A 14,514-nucleotide genomic window follows, 5' to 3' on the forward strand; every position below is an offset into this window, starting at 1 on the left:
GCGCGCCATGATCACGACGATGACCGCCGTGGCCGCGCTCCGCGAGCTGGGCACGGCACTCAAGGACCTGGGGTACGCCTTCACCACGGTCACCCCCGCCACGCACGCCCGGGTGAACCGCCGCCCGGAGAACGCCCTGGCCCGTGACCTGCGCGACGTCCTCGGCTGGAGCCGCCCGTTCGACCCGGACCTCCTGCCCGCCGCGATCACCGCGCTGCTGGACGTGGCCGGGATGCTGGACCGCGACGGCGACCACTGGCGCAGCCGGGTGCGGTTCTCCACGTACGACGACGAGCTGTTCGTGCACTCGGCGTTCCCGACCAGCGCCGCGGACTCCGTGTTCTTCGGGCCGGACACCTACCGGATGGCCGACGCCGCCGCCGCGCACGTCGAGGGCCGGAACCGGCCGGTACGCCGGGCCGTGGACATCGGCTGCGGCACGGGCGCCGGCGCGATCACGGTGGCGAAGCGGGCGCCGGGCGCGGAGGTGCTGGCGGTCGACATCAACGAGGCCGCGCTGCGCTTCACCGACGTCAACCTGGCGCTGGCCGGCACCCCGGGCGTCCGGCCGTGCCACAGCGACCTGCTCTCGGGCGTCGACGGCGACTTCGACCTGATCGTCTCCAACCCGCCGTTCATGATCGACCCGGCCGGGCGGGCGTACCGCGACGGCGGCGGCCCCGAGGGGCACGGGCTGTCCCTGGCGATCCTCGACGCGGCCGCCGAACGGCTCGCCCCGGGCGGCTCGCTCGTGCTGTTCAGCGGCACGGGCATCGTCGACGGCCACGACCCGCTGCTCACGGCGGCCGGGAAGCGGCTCGCGGACACGGATCTGCGCTGGACGTACCGGGAGGCCGACCCGGACGTATACGGCGAGGAGCTCGACGGTGCGGCGTACGCGCACGCCGAGCGGATCGCCGTCGTCGTGCTCACCGCCACCCGGGCATGACCGCGGCGCTCACCCTCGGGGTCGAGGAGGAGTTCCTGCTGCTCGACCCCGTCACCGGGCACAACGCCCCGATCGTGGAGAAGGTTCTCGCCGCGCTGCCGGACGACCTGCGCGGGCAGGCCCGGCTCGAGTTCCGGCACAGCATGCTGGAGATGGTCACGCCGGTCTGCGCGGACGTGACGGAGCTGGCCGGGCGGCTGGCCGTGCTGCGCCGGGCGGCGGCCGAGGCGGCGGCGGAGGCGGGCGCCCGGCTCGTGGCCGTGGGGGCCACCCCGATCGCCGATCCGGTCCGCGAGCCGACCGGCAACCCGCGCTTCCGGGACATCGCCCGGCACTACGGCCCGGTCGCGTACGACGCCGCGGTGTGCGGCTGCCACGTGCACGTCGGGGTGCCGGACCGGGAGACCGCCATCGCCGTGGCCAACCGGGTCCGCCCGTGGCTGCCGGTGCTCCAGGCGCTGACCGTCAACTCGCCGTTCTACGCGGGTGCCGACACCGGGCACGCGAGCTGGCGGTCGCTGCAGCTCAAGCGCTGGCCGGCGCTGGGACCGACGCCCGAGTTCGCCTCCGCCGCGGACTGGGACCGCACCGTGGCGACGCTCGTGTCCTCGGGCGCGATGCTCGACGACACCATGATCCTCTGGTACGCCCGCCCCTCCGCGACCTATCCGACGCTGGAGATCCGGGTGGCCGACGTCTGCGCCACGCCGGGCGACACGGTGCTGCTCGCGGGGCTGATCCGGGCCCTGGTCGCGACGGTGCTGGAGGCGGGCGGGCCGGCCGGGCGCGTACCGGACCACGTGCTGGAGGCGGCGCACTGGAACGCCGCGCACACGGGCCTCGGCGGCACGCTGCTCGACGCGCGTACGGGCACCGCCCGCCCGGCCTGGGACCTGGTCGGCGAGCTGGTCGCCCTGGTCGGGCCGGCGCTGCACCGGCTCGGCGACGCACCCGCGGTGCTCGCCGCGCTGGACCGGGTACGCGCCGGCGGCACCGGGGCCGACCGCCAGCGCCGCGCCGCCTCGGCCGGTGGCCTCCAGGCCGCCCTCGCCGAGGTGACGGTTTCGCCGTAGCTACCGAGCGGTTACATTGCCAGTCAGGAATCATCGACGATCCTGGATGGCTGCCATGTCGGATCAGTTCACGATCGTGACGGACCCCGTCGGAAATTCCGTGGCCCTCTCGGCCCTGTTCGCGGTGCTGCCGCTGCTGACCCTGTTCGTGCTGCTCGGCGCCGTACGGATGCGGGCCTGGCTGGCGGGGTCGATCTCGCTGCTGGTGGCGCTGGTGGTGGCCGTCGGGATCTACTCGATGCCGGTCGGCACCGCGCTGCTGTCGGCGAGCGAGGGCGCGGCGTTCGGCTTCTTCCCGATCCTGTGGATCGTCATCAACGCCATCTGGGTCTACAACCTCACCGTCGTCAGCGGGCACTTCGACGTCCTGCGCCGCTCGATGGCACGGATCAGCCCGGACATGCGGGTCCAGGCGATCATCGTCGCGTTCTGCTTCGGGGCGCTGCTGGAGGCGCTCGCCGGGTTCGGCACGCCGGTGGCCGTCACCGTGGTGATGCTGATGGCGCTCGGCTTCCCGCCGCTGCGGGCGGCGTCGGTGGCGCTGATCGCCAACACCGCCCCGGTGGCGTTCGGCGCGCTCGCCACGCCGATCGTCACGCTCGGCACGGTGACCTCGGGCGCCGGCGACGACGCCCGGCTGACGACCGAGACGCTGGGCGCGATGGTCGGGCGGCAGACCCCGCTGCTGGCGGTGGTCGTCCCGCTGGTCCTGGTCGCGGTGATCGACGGCCGCCGCGGCGTCCGCCAGGCCTGGCCGGCGGCGCTGGTGGCGGGCGTGGTCTTCGCGATCGGCCAGTTCCTGGCGTCGAACTACATCTCGGTGCCGCTGACCGACATCATCGCGGCCCTGATGGCGGCGGCGGCCGTGGTGCTGCTCCTGCGCGTGTGGCGGCCGGCCGAGTCCCCCGACCTGCGGGTCGCGCAAGCGCGGCCGGCCGGCGCGGCGGGTACCCGCTCAGGGGACGAGAAGGACCCGCCGGACGCCCGCCCGGCGGACGGAACGGGCCCGGCCGGCCGGGCGGCGGCGGTGGTGGCCGAGCGGCGGGACACGCCCGTGGAGGTGGTGCGGGCCTATGCGCCGTACCTGATCATCATCGCCATCTTCTCGATCGCGAACCTGGGCCCGGTCAAGTCGGCGCTGGCCCGGGAGCCGTGGACCGTCGCGTTCGGCTGGCCCGGCCTGCACGTGCTCGGCACGGGCGGCAAGCCGCTGTCGTCGACCACCTTCACCCTCGGCTGGCTCCCGGCGGCCGGCACCCTGATGATCCTCGCCGGCCTGCTCACCGCCCTGGTCCTGCGGGTCCGGCCGGGTGCGGCCCTGCGCGCCTACGGGCGAACCTACGCCGAGCTGCGCCACGCCATCGTGACCGTGATGGCCGTGCTCGCCCTCGCGTACGTGCTCAACCAGTCCGGCCAGACCGGCACGCTGGGCGAGTTCCTGGCCGCCGCCGGCGGCTTCTTCGTCTTCCTGTCGTCGATGCTCGGCTGGATCGGCGTCGCGGTCACCGGCTCGGACACGTCGGCCAACGCGCTCTTCGGCGCGCTGCAGGTCCAGACCGCCGAGCGGGCCGGCCTGGACCCGGTGCTGCTGGCCGCGGCCAACTCCTCGGGCGGCGTGCTCGGCAAGATGATCAGCCCGCAGAACCTGGCGATCGCCGCGTCGGCCGTGGGCATGGCCGGCCGCGAGGGCGACATCTTCCGTCGCGTGGTGGGCTGGAGCCTGCTGCTCCTGCTGCTCATGTGCGTCCTGGTGACGCTGCAGGGCACCCCGGTGCTCGACTGGATGGTGCCCTGAGGTCAGGCCGCGTTCCAGGTGCCGATGACCGGGGTGCCGTGCTCGAAGCCGAGCGTCGACAGGGTCGCCGTGTCCAGGCGCAGCAGCCCTCCCCCGCCGGGTGGCAGGCCGATCCAGCGGGCGCCCGCCACCCGCAGCGAGTGCCCGTGCGCGACGAGCGCCACGTCCCCGCGGTCCAGCCACCCGCGGGCCTCCTCGAGCACCCGGTCCAGGCGGGCGCCCACCTGCCGCGGCGACTCGCCGCCGGGGCAGCCGTCGGTCCACAACGACCAGGAGGGGCGGGTCTCCCGGATCGTCGCGGAGGTCACGCCCTCGTACTCGCCGTAGTTCCACTCGGTCAGGTCGTCCGAGGTCGCGGTGACGGTCAGCCCGGCGAGTCCGGCGGTGCGCAGCGCCCGCTTGCGCGGGCTGGAGATCACCGCCGCGAAGCCGCGGCCGCGCAGCCGCTCGCCCACGAGCCGGGCCTGTTCCTCCCCGTCCGGGGTCAGATCCAGATCCGTGTACGAGGTGTGCCGGCCGGCCGCGCTCCACTCGGTCTGCCCGTGCCGGATGAGCACGATCTCCGCCATGATGCCCCCTGTCGTCCCGCGCTACTTACCCCCGCCGGCCCGGGTTCAGCCGCCGGCCAGCAGTTCCTCGAACGACGTCGTCAGCGCGAACGGGTCGGCCACGGCGGCGGGTTCCCGGCGCTCGATCTCCCGGGCGAGCTCCTCCGCCGCCCGCGCGACCCGCACGCGCAGCTGGCCCTCCGCCTCGTCGCCGCCCCAGTCCTGCGAGGCCGCGAAGACCGATGTCGGCACCGGCGCCGCCCGCAGGTACGCGAACATCGGGCGCACCGCGTGCTCCAGCGCCAGCGAGTGCCGGGCCGTACCGCCGGTCGCGGCGAGCAGCACCGGCTTGCCGTCCAGGGTGTCCTTGCCCAGCACGTCGAAGAAGGACTTGAAGAGCCCGCTGTACGAGGCGTTGAAGATCGGCGTCACGGCGATCAGCCCGTCCGCCGCCTCCACCGCGTCCAGGACCTCGCGCAGCGGCGCCGGCGGGAAGCCGGTCAGCAGGTGGTTCATCAGGTCGTGGGCCAGGTCGCGCAGTTCCACGACCCGTACGCTCACCGCCACGCCCAGGCCGGCCGCCCGCTCCGCCGCCGCCGCGGACAACCGGTCCGCGAGCAGGCGGGTGGAGGACGGCCGGCTCAGGCCGCCCGAGATCACCACGAGGGTGCGCTGCCTCATGCCGTCACCTCCGCCTTCTCGCCGGCCTCGCGGGCGGCGAGCAGGGAGGCGTGGGTGGGCGCCTCGGGCACGTGGGCGGGCTTGAGCGCGGCGAACTCCTTGCGCAGCACCGGGACCACCTCCTCGCCGAGCAGGTCGAGCTGCTCCAGCACGGTCTTGAGCGGCAGGCCGGCGTGGTCGACCACGAACAGCTGCCGCTGGTAGTCGCCGACGTAGTCGCGGAAGCCGAGCGTACGGTCGATGACCTCCTGCGGGCTGCCGACGGTCATCGGCGTCTCGCGGGCGAACTCCTCCAGCGACGGGCCGTGGCCGTAGACCGGCGCGTTGTCGAAGTACGGACGGAACTCGCGGACCGCGTCCTGGCTGTTGCGGCGCATGAACACGTGCCCACCGAGGCCGACGATGGCCTGGTCGGGGTCGCCGTGACCGTAGTGCGCGAAGCGCTCCCGGTAGAGCGCGACCATACGCTGCGTGTGCGACGCCGGCCAGAAGATGTGGTTGGCGAAGAAGCCGTCGCCGTAGAACGCGGCCTGCTCGGCGATCTCCGGGCTGCGGATCGAGCCGTGCCACACGAACGGCGGGATGCCGTCGAGCGGGCGCGGGGTCGAGGTGAACGACTGCAACGGCGTACGGTACCTGCCCTTCCAGTCGACCACGTGCTCGCGCCACAGCCGGTGCAGCAGGGCGTAGTTCTCGACGGCGAGCGGGATGCCGGCGCGGATGTCCTTGCCGAACCACGGGTACACCGGGCCGGTGTTGCCGCGGCCCATCATCAGGTCCACGCGGCCGTCGGCCAGGTGCTGGAGCATCGCGTAGTCCTCGGCGATCTTGACCGGGTCGTTGGTCGTGATCAGCGTCGTGGCCGTACTGAGCAGCAGCTTCTCGGTCTGCGCGGCGATGTAGCCGAGCATGGTGGTGGGCGAGGACGGCACGAAGGGCTCGTTGTGGTGCTCGCCCGTCGCGAAGACGTCCAGGCCCACCTCCTCCGCCTTGCGGGCGATCGCCACCATCGCCTTGATCCGCTCGTGCTCGGTCGGCTCCCGCCCGTTCGTGGGGTCGGGCGTGACGTCGCCGACGGTGAAGATCCCGAACTGCATGACCGCTCCCGCGCTCTCGGTCGGGACCTGCCGGCCCCGGACTGCCCCGCACAACATCCTTGACTGGTCAATTATTTCACAGTCAAGGAGTGGTCAGGCGGCCGGGTCCCAGGCGATGAGCTGGTCGAAGATGCGACGGTCGCCGTCCCACCGCACGGAATCCAGCGGTATCCGGCCGTAGAAGAACAGGACCAGGTCACTGGCCGTGCCGCGGGCCGAGACACCGGCCGGGTCCGAGTCCTCGCCGGCAGCGGGCGTCAGGCGGACGACCCGCGCGCCGTCGCCGGAGAGCCGGATGCGCCAGGAGGGGCCCTCGGTGGCGTGGTAGTCGACGACGGCGGGCTCGTGCGGCCAGGCGACCGTCGTGGCGACCAGGGTGAACTGGCATTCGTCGAAACCGTCGAGGGCGACCTCCTCCGGCAGCGGCTGCGCGACCCCCACGGTGAGCTGGGCATCATAGGCGTACACCGCGATCTCGGGAACCTGGCGCCGCGCCCAGGCACCCGAGGATTGCGGTGCGTCGCAGTCGTTCCACCACGTCCAGCAGCCACGGTCCGGGCCGGCCTCGCGCAACGCGCTCGTCAGCCGCTCGACCGACTCGGCCCACCAGCCCAGCAGAGCGTCGCGTTCACGAGGCGCACCCGTGCCGTCGTCCCAGGCCGACTTCCCCGGGGGCCCGTCCGCGGGCCCCGCCGCGACGACGGCGGCCGATTTGCGGCGGCCCATGCCGACGTGGTGCACGAGGTCGTACAGCGTGCGCCCGGGATGGGTGGGGACCGGGACATCGAGGCTGGGCGCCGCCGCGACCGCGGCGGCGAAAGCGGTCGACCGTTCCTCGATCAGCCTTAGATGATCACTGAACGTGAGATTCTTGCGCACCCCGGCTTTCTATCACCGCGTCTCGGCGACCGGACACCGATTTTCGGGCCGGCGCGGCGGCGATCAGCGCGCCCAGGCCCGATGCCTGGGTGCGCCAGTCGCGGGCGTTCGGGTAGGCGTCCGACGTCTGCCCGTTCCAGCGCTCCCCGATCCGGTTCATCCCGTCACGGTCGGCGTTCCAGATGCTGTCGGCCTGCGTACGGGCGTACGCCCGGTAGCGGGGCTCCCCGGTCGCGTCGGCCAGGTCGCCGAGGTAGCGCATGAAGATGCCCTTGAACTGCTTGCCGTTGTCGTCGCAGGTCCGGTCCGGGGCGTCGCACGCCTCGGTGAGGATGCCGTTCTTCGTCAGCACCCCGGGCGCGATCGCCGCGTCCGCGAGGCGTCGCGACGCCGCGAGCACCGACGGATTCCCGGTGGCGCGGTACACCTCCAGCGCGGCGCCGATGGCCAGCCCCTGGTTGTACGTCCAGACCGTGCCGTTGTTGTTGCGGCACGAGCCGTTGAGCCCGTCGTTGACCAGCCCGGCACCGTTGATCAGGCCGCTGGCGGCGAACCAGTTCCACCCCGTCACCGCTCGGCTCCCCCAGGTCGTGTCGCCCGGAAGGCGGTTGTGCAGGGCCGCGGCGAGGCGGATGTAGAGGCCGGCGGTGACCGCGTTCTTGTACGTACGCTCGCGGTCCCACCACACGCCGCCGCCGCACGACGAGGTGTCCCAGTACTGGTGCATGTAGGTGGCGATGGTGACGGCCTCGGCGCGGTACTTCGGGTCGCCGGTGAGGTCGTAGGCGCGTACCCAGGCGAGGCCCCACCAGCCGGCGTCGTCGATCGCCCGGCTGATGAAGTGCCCCTCGATGGGGTCGCTGCTCTTCTCCCCGGCCGGGAACGCCACCTTGTTGACCTCGAAGGTCCGATCGACGATCCACCGATGATCCGTACGCCCGGAGCGCCCCATCCAGTCCATCAGCGTCGTGACGGCCACCGCGGAGTTCCACCAGCTCGACGGCCACCACGCGGTGTCCGGGCGGTACTGCTGCATCAGCGCGTCGGCGGCGGCCGCGGCCCGGTCACCGCCCGGCCTGGCCCACGCCGTACAGCTGCCGTTGTTACCCTCGGCCGCCCGGCCGCAGGCCCGCAGCGCACCGCCGTACAGCAGCACCCTGGGGTCGCGGGCCGCGAAGAGTGCGGTGCGCGCGGAGCCCGACCCGGCCGGGGTGCTGGTGCGGCCGAGCGACGAGCCGCCGGGCCAGCCCGCGCCCTCGTCCCACGAGCGGTCGAGCCAGATCTCGTCGCCGGCCGTGCCGCCGGAGATCGTGCCCCAGATCATCCCCCGGCTGTCGGCGTGCAGGGCGATCGTGCGCCCGCTCAGCGTGGTGGGCGCGACCGGCTGGCTGTCGCCGACATTGCCGGTCGCACCGTCGCAGAGGGCGTCGCAGGCCTTGAGCCGCACCCACTCGGTGCACTGGACGCCGGCCGCGTCGCCGCACGCCCGGACCACGCCACGCCGGTGGGCGGCGGGATCGGCCAGGTTGTACATCAGGGTGCGGGTGCCGGTCCACGTGCCGGGGATGCTCGCCCGGCCGAGCAGCCCGTCCCAGGTCGCTCCGCCGTCCCAGCTGCGGTCCAGCCAGACCGCGTCGCCGGCGGTGCCGTTGTCGATGCTGCCCCACACCATCGCGTCGGCGTCGGAGAGGTGCAGCGAGATCCGCCGGCCGTTCTGGATGCGGTCCGGCACCGGAAAGGTGTCCTGACGGGCGGTGGAGGGGTCCCGGGTGTCACAGGACACGGCGCAGACACCCCCGGCCAGGGCGGCCGGGGGTGCCGCGCCGGGGTCGGCGGCGGCGGGCGACGGGGTGAGGAAGGTGACGGCGAGGGCGATGACGGTGAGGATGGCTCGGCTCATGCGCGGTCCTCCGCTTCTCTTCCCCAAATATTGACGTTCATCAACGTCTTGAGGCAAGGGGCCCGCGCGCCGGATCAGGCCGCCGCCACCGCACCTCCGTCCACCGGCAGCACCGCGCCGTGGACGTAGGAGGCCTCGCCGGAGGCCAGGAACGCCACCGCGGCGGCCACCTCGGCCGCCTCGCCCAGGCGCCGGGCGGGCAGGGCATCGGCCACGGCCTCCAGGCCCGCACCGAACCCGGTCCCCTCGGTGCGGATCGGCCCCGGGCTGACCGCGTTCACCCGGACCCCGGCCGGGCCGAACTCCGCCGCCCAGGCCTGGGTCAGCAGCTTCAGCGCCGCCTTGCCCGACCCGTAGAGCCCGGCCTGCGCGGTTCCCCGGAAGGCGGCGCCGGTCAGCACGTTGACCACCGCGCCGGAACCCGCCTCGACCATGCCGGGGACGAGGTCCTGCACCAACAGGTACGGCGCCCGCACGTTGACCGCGTACATCAGGTCGATGTCGGTCTCGGTCGACGCGCTCGTCGGCCCGAACGAGAAGATGCCGGCATTGTTGACCAGGACATCGACCGCGCCGGTCACCGTACGCGATGCCGCAGCCAGCTCCCGCACACCGGCCACCGTGGACAGATCGGCGGGCAGATAGGTGGCCCGGCCACCGCCCCCGAGGATCTCCTCGACGGCCTCCTTGCCACGCAGGTGGTCACGCCCGGAGACGATCACGAACGCCCCGCGCTCCGCCAGGGTCCGCGCGACGGCCCGGCCGATCCCGCTGGTCGAACCGGTGACCAGGGCGGTCCTGCCCTCGAAACTCTCTGTCGTCATGGACCGGACGCTAGGCCCGGCCCATGACGACGCCAAGAACGCTTGCCGGGTCGGCAAAAACCCGGCCGGACGTCAGCGGCCCTGCAGGGCCTTGACGGTGTCGCCGAAGGTCCAGCCGCGGGAGCCGTCCCAGTTGGCCGACCAGGTCATCAGGCCCTTCAGGCCGCCGTTGAAGCTGTTCCAGGACTGTTGCACCAGCGACGGGCTCAGGTAGCCGCCGCCGGCACCGGGCTGGGCCGGCAGGCCGGGGACCTGCTTGTCGTACGGGATCCGGATCGTGGTGCCCTGGATCGTCAGGCCGTTGTTGAGGCACTGGGTCTGGGCGACGAAGCCCTGCACCGCGCCGGCCGGGTACGAGTCGCCGGAGCAGCCGTACATGCTGCCGTTGTAGTACTGCATGTTCAGCCACCAGAGGCGGCCGTTGTCCGCGTACTTCTTGATGATCGGCAGGTAGGAGCCCCAGATCGAGCCGTACACGACGCTGCCGCCGGTGACGTACGCGGTCTCCGGCGCCATCGTGAGGCCGAAGTTCGACGGCATCTGGGCCAGCACCCCGTCGATGATCCGGATCAGGTTGGCCTGCGACGTGGACAGCGTGGTGATGCTGCCGCTGCCGGTGAGGCCGGTCTCGATGTCGATGTCGATGCCGTCGAAGTTGTACCGCTTGAGGATCGGCACGACGGTGGCCACGAACCGGTCCGCGACCGCGGCGGAACTGAGGTCGATGCCCGCCGCCGCGCCGCCGATCGACATCAGCAGCGTGGCGCCGTCCGCCTTGGCCTGGCACATCTCCGCCGGGGTGGCCACCTTGACGCCGGCGTCCATGCCGTCCTCCCACAGCACCGTGCCGTCGGAGCGGATGACCGGGAAGGCGGCGTTGATGACGTTGTAGCCGTGCTGCCGGAGCCGGGCGTCGGTGATGGGCACCCAGCCGAGGCCGGGGTGCACCCCGTTGCTCGCGCCGTCCCAGTTCTCCCAGTAGCCGACGAGCACCTTCCCGGCCGGCTTCGACTTGACCGCGCAGGCACCCCCGGCCGGCGGCGTCGTGGGCGGAGTGGTCGGCGGCGTGGTCGGCGTCGACGGTGGGGTGGACGGGGTGCCACCCGTACATTCGCCGAGGTCACGCCAGAGGGACGGGGTCGCCGCCGGGTTCCAGCCGGCGCCCGCGTGCGCGGTGTGGGTCACCAGGGCCGAGTAGAGGCGGCTGCTGTACGTCACCTGGGCTCCGGCCGTGTAGGTGTTCCCCTCCGCCCAGGCCGGCGCGGTGCACGCCACGGCGGCGGCCCGCACCGCCGGGCCGGAGACGGCGGCCATCCCGGCGGGCGCCAGGACCACTGTGGTCAGAGTCATGGCGGCCCCGGCGACCAGCGCGAAGACGGTACGACGTTTCCTCATGGCGGCTCCTGTCGATGACCGGGCAGGTCCCCCACATCTTGACGTTCGTGAACTTCTTTATCAAGGGTTGTTAACAGATACGGGCGTGAGGGCGGGGATCAGCAACTCACGGTGACGACCGGCGTCTGCGTGTTCACCGTGACCGTCGGCGGGCTGTAATACGGCGGCGCCACGATGAAGTGGTAGCCGGTCGTGACGTAGTACCGCGGCGAACCGACGCACACCGCGAACGCGACCGACGTGACGGGGCCGGCAGAGCCCATCTGATACTGCAACGCGCCGCGGCCCGAGAACAGGAAGCCGTAGCCGGAGACGAACTCGTACAGGGAGGCCTGGGCCTGGAGCTGGTTCACCGGCGCGCTGCAGCTGGTGACCGCCTTGCCGTCGACCGAGCCGGGCATGCCCTGGGTCGACGCGTGGGGGAACTGCGCCTGGGACAGGCAGTTGATCGGCGGCAGGTCCAGGGCTCGGGCGCCCCCGCCGGTCAGGCGTACGGGCCCGGCGTTCGCGCGGGTCCTCGCCGCCAGGTCGCGCGCGGCGGCCAGCACCTCGGGCGGGACGCCGGCGTCCCCTACGGTGACGACGGGAGGGCGCTCGGCCGTACGGGCCCCGGCCCGGGCCGGCAGGGAGCCGCCGAGCACGGTGAGCACGACGGCGGACACCACGATGGATCGGAAGACGGATCGCTGCGACACAACGGCTCCTCGGGGTAGCGGGAAGGTGGTCCGGCGCCGAGCATGCGGGACCGCGCACCGCGGAGGCTTCGGTGAAAACACCCAACGGGCTACCAGCTTTACGGGCCGCCGGAACCGAGCCGGCGGGCCATCGCGGTGCGCGAGCGTACGCCCAGCTTGGCGAAGACCCGGTTGAGGTGAGACTCGACGGTGCGCCGGCTCAGGAACAGCCGTTCGGCGATCTCCCGGTTGGACAGCCCCTCGACGACCAGCCCCGCCACCTCGCGCTCGCGGACGGTCAGCACCGCCGGATGCCCGCCCGTACCGGCAAGCCAGGTCGCGCCCAGGCCGGCGAGGTCCGCGGCGGCCGTACCGTCACCCGCCAGGCCCCGGCACACGGCGGCCTCCACCGGCGTACCCGCCTCCGCGAACCACCGGGCGGCGCGGGCCGCGGCCGCACGGGCGTCGCCGGAACGGCCCGCCATCACCGCCTGCGCGTGCGTCGCGACCCCGCGGTCGTACGGCGACACGGCGGTGGCGACCGCGTCGGCGCCGCACCCGGCCGCCGCCGCGGTGTCACCCACCCGCGCCGACGCGACCGCGCGCAGCGCCTGGAAGAACACCCGCAACTGCCGGTGTGCGGGGGTGGACGCGGGAAGCAGCTCCAGGCAGCCGCGCGGATCACCGGCGGCGAGCCGCGCCAGCGCCGCCTCCCCGCACAGGATCCGCCGCCACGCCGGTGACCGGGGGCGCCGCTCCCTCAGCAGACGGCCCGCCAGCTCGGTGGCCACCTCCGGGCCGTCCACCCAGAGCAGCGGCCGCATCCGTACGGTCTCCGCCATCGCCGCCATCTCCGGGCTGCCGCTGTCGCGGGCGGCGGCCGCAGCGTCATCGGCCAGGACGAGCGCCTCGCCGGGCCGGCCCAGCCGGGTGTGCAGCATCGCGTCGAACATCAGCAGGTACGGCACGGCGCTGTGGGTGCCGAGGTCGTCGGTCATCCGCCGGGCGCGTGACAGGTGGTGGGCGGCGTCGGGCAGGCGGCCGTACCCGAGTTCGGCCAGGGCGAGCGGCGCGAAGACCTCCACGTACGGGCGGAGCTCGGCGTCGCCCGCGGTGTCGATGTGGCGGGTGGCCGTGGCCAGGTCCGCGCCCGTGTCGTCGCCGGCGTACAGGGCGGCCAGTGCCCGCAGCACGTGGGCGGAGGCGACGAGGCCGGGCCGGTCGCTCGCGAGCAGGGTCAACGCCCGGGCGGCGTGCGCGGCGGAGGCCTCCGGCTCCTCCCGGAACGCCTCGACGGTGGCCAGCTCCAGCCGCAGGCGCCCCTCCTCGGCCGGCGATCCGGGCGTTCCCGCGAGCAGGCGTTCGAGCAGCGCGCCGGCCTCCGCGAAGTCACCCAGCTGCCGGGCGACGACCACGCACACCATCTCCGCTTCCCGTCGGCGCGGGCCGTCGCGCAGCTCCTCCAGCACCGCACGGCTGCGCTCGAGCCGGCCGCCGCGGGCCAGCGCGCGGGCGTACCAGAGGGCCGCGCCGGCGCGTCGCCCGTCGTGCGGTCCGTCATGCGGCATGATGCGCAGCGCCGTGCCGAGCCAGCGGGCGGCCTGCGCCGGTGCCCGGTACGCGTACGCCCGCCCCGCCCCGAGCAGCACCTCGGCCGCCTGCTTGTCGCCGTCCCGGGCGGAGAGCGCGACGTGGTGCGCGAGCAGGTGCTGCTCGCCGCGGACGGCGTGCAGGTGCGCGGCCGTACGGGCGTGGATGTCCCGCCGCCGCGCCGGGCCGGTCAGCTCGTAGACGGCGGCTCGGATGAGCGGGTGCCGGAACCGCAGTCGGGTGCCGCGCACGTCGACGACGCCGATCCGGTGCAGCCGGTCGATCGCGTCCGCGACCGTGCCGGCGTCGAGCCGGGCCACCTCGGCTATCAGGTCCACGCCGGCGTGCCCGCCCACCACCGCGGCGGTCTCCGCCACGTGGCGCACCGGGGCCGGCTGGGCGGCGACCTCGGCCGCCAGCCCGATCAGCACCTGGCGGTGGGTGTTCTCGCGGTCCCCCGGGGCCGGGGCCAGCACGCCGGCCAGGACCTCCTCCGGCATCGTCGCCAGGGTGTGCAGGAACAGCGGATTTCCGCCGCCGGCCCGGGCCACGAGCCGCTGCCGCGGCGCGGGGAGCTCCGCCAGGAGGCGCCCGGCCTCGGCGGGGCTCAGCGGCGGCAGCGGCACCCGGGTGGCGACGCCGGGATGCCGGGCGATGGCCCCGGCCAGCCGCAGCGGCGCCCGCCCGGTGCGGTAGGTGACCGCGATCAGGGCCGGGCCGGGCGGCGGCTTGCGGATCAGCTGCTCGAGCAGGGCCTGCGACGCCGTGTCGGACCAGTGCACGTCGTCGGCGAGCAACGCGGCGCCGGTGATCAACGGACGCAGCTGGGCGGGGGTCCGCACCCCCGGCAGCACGTCGGCGAAGAGCCCGTACGGGACGTCCTGCTCGAACTCGGTGGCGAGGCAGGTGTGGACGGTCAGCCCCGCCGCGACGGCGAGCCGGGCCAGCTCGCCGAGCATCCGGGTCTTGCCGATGCCGGGCTCGCCGGACAACTCCACGACGGCGAAGCCACCCGCCCGCGCCCGGTCCACCGCGGAGGCCAGCAGGCCGAGCTGCGTCTCCCGGCCGACCAGCATCAGCACCCTGGCAGCGTACAACGGCGGAGCGTG

At 73.8% G+C, this 14,514-nt stretch carries 12 protein-coding genes; 3 read left to right on the top strand and 9 right to left on the bottom strand.

Features of this window, described 5'->3' with window-relative positions; genetic code table 11:
* Positions 1 to 19 precede the first annotated feature (19 nt).
* From CLV70_RS02750 to CLV70_RS02760, 3 genes are read left to right on the top strand one after another with little or no spacing between them, the layout of a single operon-like run.
* Positions 20 to 949 (top strand): methyltransferase, encoded by a 930-nt coding sequence (locus tag CLV70_RS02750; RefSeq protein WP_245907972.1) that lies wholly within the window; start codon positions 20 to 22, stop codon positions 947 to 949.
* Positions 946 to 2,022: a carboxylate-amine ligase gene (locus tag CLV70_RS02755; RefSeq protein WP_106124697.1), complete on the top strand. Its 1,077-nt coding sequence runs from the start codon at positions 946 to 948 to the stop codon at positions 2,020 to 2,022. The genes CLV70_RS02750 and CLV70_RS02755 overlap by 4 nt, the downstream gene beginning before the upstream one ends.
* Positions 2,023 to 2,068: 46 nt before the next feature.
* Positions 2,069 to 3,817: an L-lactate permease gene (locus tag CLV70_RS02760; protein ID WP_106124698.1), complete on the top strand. Its 1,749-nt coding sequence runs from the start codon at positions 2,069 to 2,071 to the stop codon at positions 3,815 to 3,817.
* Between the two features lie 2 nt (positions 3,818 to 3,819).
* On the opposite strand, the gene CLV70_RS02765 is transcribed toward CLV70_RS02760, so the two are convergent.
* From CLV70_RS02765 to CLV70_RS41645, 9 genes are all read right to left on the bottom strand, one after another.
* Positions 3,820 to 4,386 carry a histidine phosphatase family protein gene (locus CLV70_RS02765; RefSeq protein ID WP_106124699.1) on the bottom strand — a complete coding sequence of 189 codons (567 nt, stop codon included), beginning with the start codon at positions 4,384 to 4,386 and terminating at the stop codon, positions 3,820 to 3,822.
* A 45-nt stretch (positions 4,387 to 4,431) separates the two neighbouring features.
* Positions 4,432 to 5,046 carry an FMN reductase gene (locus CLV70_RS02770; protein ID WP_106124700.1) on the bottom strand — a complete coding sequence of 205 codons (615 nt, stop codon included), beginning with the start codon at positions 5,044 to 5,046 and terminating at the stop codon, positions 4,432 to 4,434.
* On the bottom strand, positions 5,043 to 6,143 hold the full coding sequence (locus CLV70_RS02775; RefSeq protein WP_106124701.1) for an LLM class flavin-dependent oxidoreductase: 1,101 nt from the start codon (positions 6,141 to 6,143) through the stop codon (positions 5,043 to 5,045). The genes CLV70_RS02770 and CLV70_RS02775 overlap by 4 nt, the downstream gene beginning before the upstream one ends.
* A gap of 93 nt (positions 6,144 to 6,236) precedes the next feature.
* Positions 6,237 to 7,022, bottom strand: a complete 786-nt coding sequence (locus tag CLV70_RS02780; protein WP_106124702.1) for a maleylpyruvate isomerase N-terminal domain-containing protein — start codon at positions 7,020 to 7,022, stop codon at positions 6,237 to 6,239.
* Complete coding sequence (locus CLV70_RS02785; protein ID WP_106124703.1) at positions 6,997 to 8,922, bottom strand: glycoside hydrolase family 76 protein; 1,926 nt, start codon at positions 8,920 to 8,922, stop codon at positions 6,997 to 6,999. The genes CLV70_RS02780 and CLV70_RS02785 overlap by 26 nt, the downstream gene beginning before the upstream one ends.
* 74 nt (positions 8,923 to 8,996) lie before the next feature.
* On the bottom strand, positions 8,997 to 9,746 hold the full coding sequence (locus CLV70_RS02790; RefSeq protein WP_106124704.1) for an SDR family NAD(P)-dependent oxidoreductase: 750 nt from the start codon (positions 9,744 to 9,746) through the stop codon (positions 8,997 to 8,999).
* Between the two features lie 72 nt (positions 9,747 to 9,818).
* Entirely contained in the window at positions 9,819 to 11,141 is a 1,323-nt protein-coding gene (locus CLV70_RS02795; RefSeq protein WP_106124705.1) for a carbohydrate-binding protein, read from the bottom strand.
* Positions 11,142 to 11,239: 98 nt separating this feature from the next.
* Positions 11,240 to 11,836 (bottom strand): hypothetical protein, encoded by a 597-nt coding sequence (locus tag CLV70_RS02800; protein ID WP_146163935.1) that lies wholly within the window; start codon positions 11,834 to 11,836, stop codon positions 11,240 to 11,242.
* 98 nt (positions 11,837 to 11,934) lie between these two features.
* Positions 11,935 to 14,481, bottom strand: a complete 2,547-nt coding sequence (locus CLV70_RS41645; protein WP_281260425.1) for an ATP-binding protein — start codon at positions 14,479 to 14,481, stop codon at positions 11,935 to 11,937.
* Between the last annotated feature and the right edge of the window lie 33 nt (positions 14,482 to 14,514).

This window comes from Pseudosporangium ferrugineum (genome assembly GCF_003002065.1).
GTDB classification, from domain to species: domain Bacteria; phylum Actinomycetota; class Actinomycetes; order Mycobacteriales; family Micromonosporaceae; genus Actinoplanes; species Actinoplanes ferrugineus_A.

What these genes read in the sequence shown, in the direction of transcription:
- CLV70_RS02750 (WP_245907972.1), top strand. Translation starts at nt 20, where the DNA reads ATGACCGCCGTGGCCGCGCTCCGCGAGCTGGGCACGGCACTCAAGGAC.
- CLV70_RS02755 (WP_106124697.1), top strand. Translation starts at nt 946, where the DNA reads ATGACCGCGGCGCTCACCCTCGGGGTCGAGGAGGAGTTCCTGCTGCTC.
- CLV70_RS02760 (WP_106124698.1), top strand. Translation starts at nt 2,069, where the DNA reads ATGGCTGCCATGTCGGATCAGTTCACGATCGTGACGGACCCCGTCGGA.
- CLV70_RS02765 (WP_106124699.1), bottom strand. Translation starts at nt 4,386, where the DNA reads ATGGCGGAGATCGTGCTCATCCGGCACGGGCAGACCGAGTGGAGCGCG.
- CLV70_RS02770 (WP_106124700.1), bottom strand. Translation starts at nt 5,046, where the DNA reads ATGAGGCAGCGCACCCTCGTGGTGATCTCGGGCGGCCTGAGCCGGCCG.
- CLV70_RS02775 (WP_106124701.1), bottom strand. Translation starts at nt 6,143, where the DNA reads ATGCAGTTCGGGATCTTCACCGTCGGCGACGTCACGCCCGACCCCACG.
- CLV70_RS02785 (WP_106124703.1), bottom strand. Translation starts at nt 8,922, where the DNA reads ATGAGCCGAGCCATCCTCACCGTCATCGCCCTCGCCGTCACCTTCCTC.
- CLV70_RS02790 (WP_106124704.1), bottom strand. Translation starts at nt 9,746, where the DNA reads ATGACGACAGAGAGTTTCGAGGGCAGGACCGCCCTGGTCACCGGTTCG.
- CLV70_RS02795 (WP_106124705.1), bottom strand. Translation starts at nt 11,141, where the DNA reads ATGAGGAAACGTCGTACCGTCTTCGCGCTGGTCGCCGGGGCCGCCATG.
- CLV70_RS41645 (WP_281260425.1), bottom strand. Translation starts at nt 14,481, where the DNA reads ATGCTGGTCGGCCGGGAGACGCAGCTCGGCCTGCTGGCCTCCGCGGTG.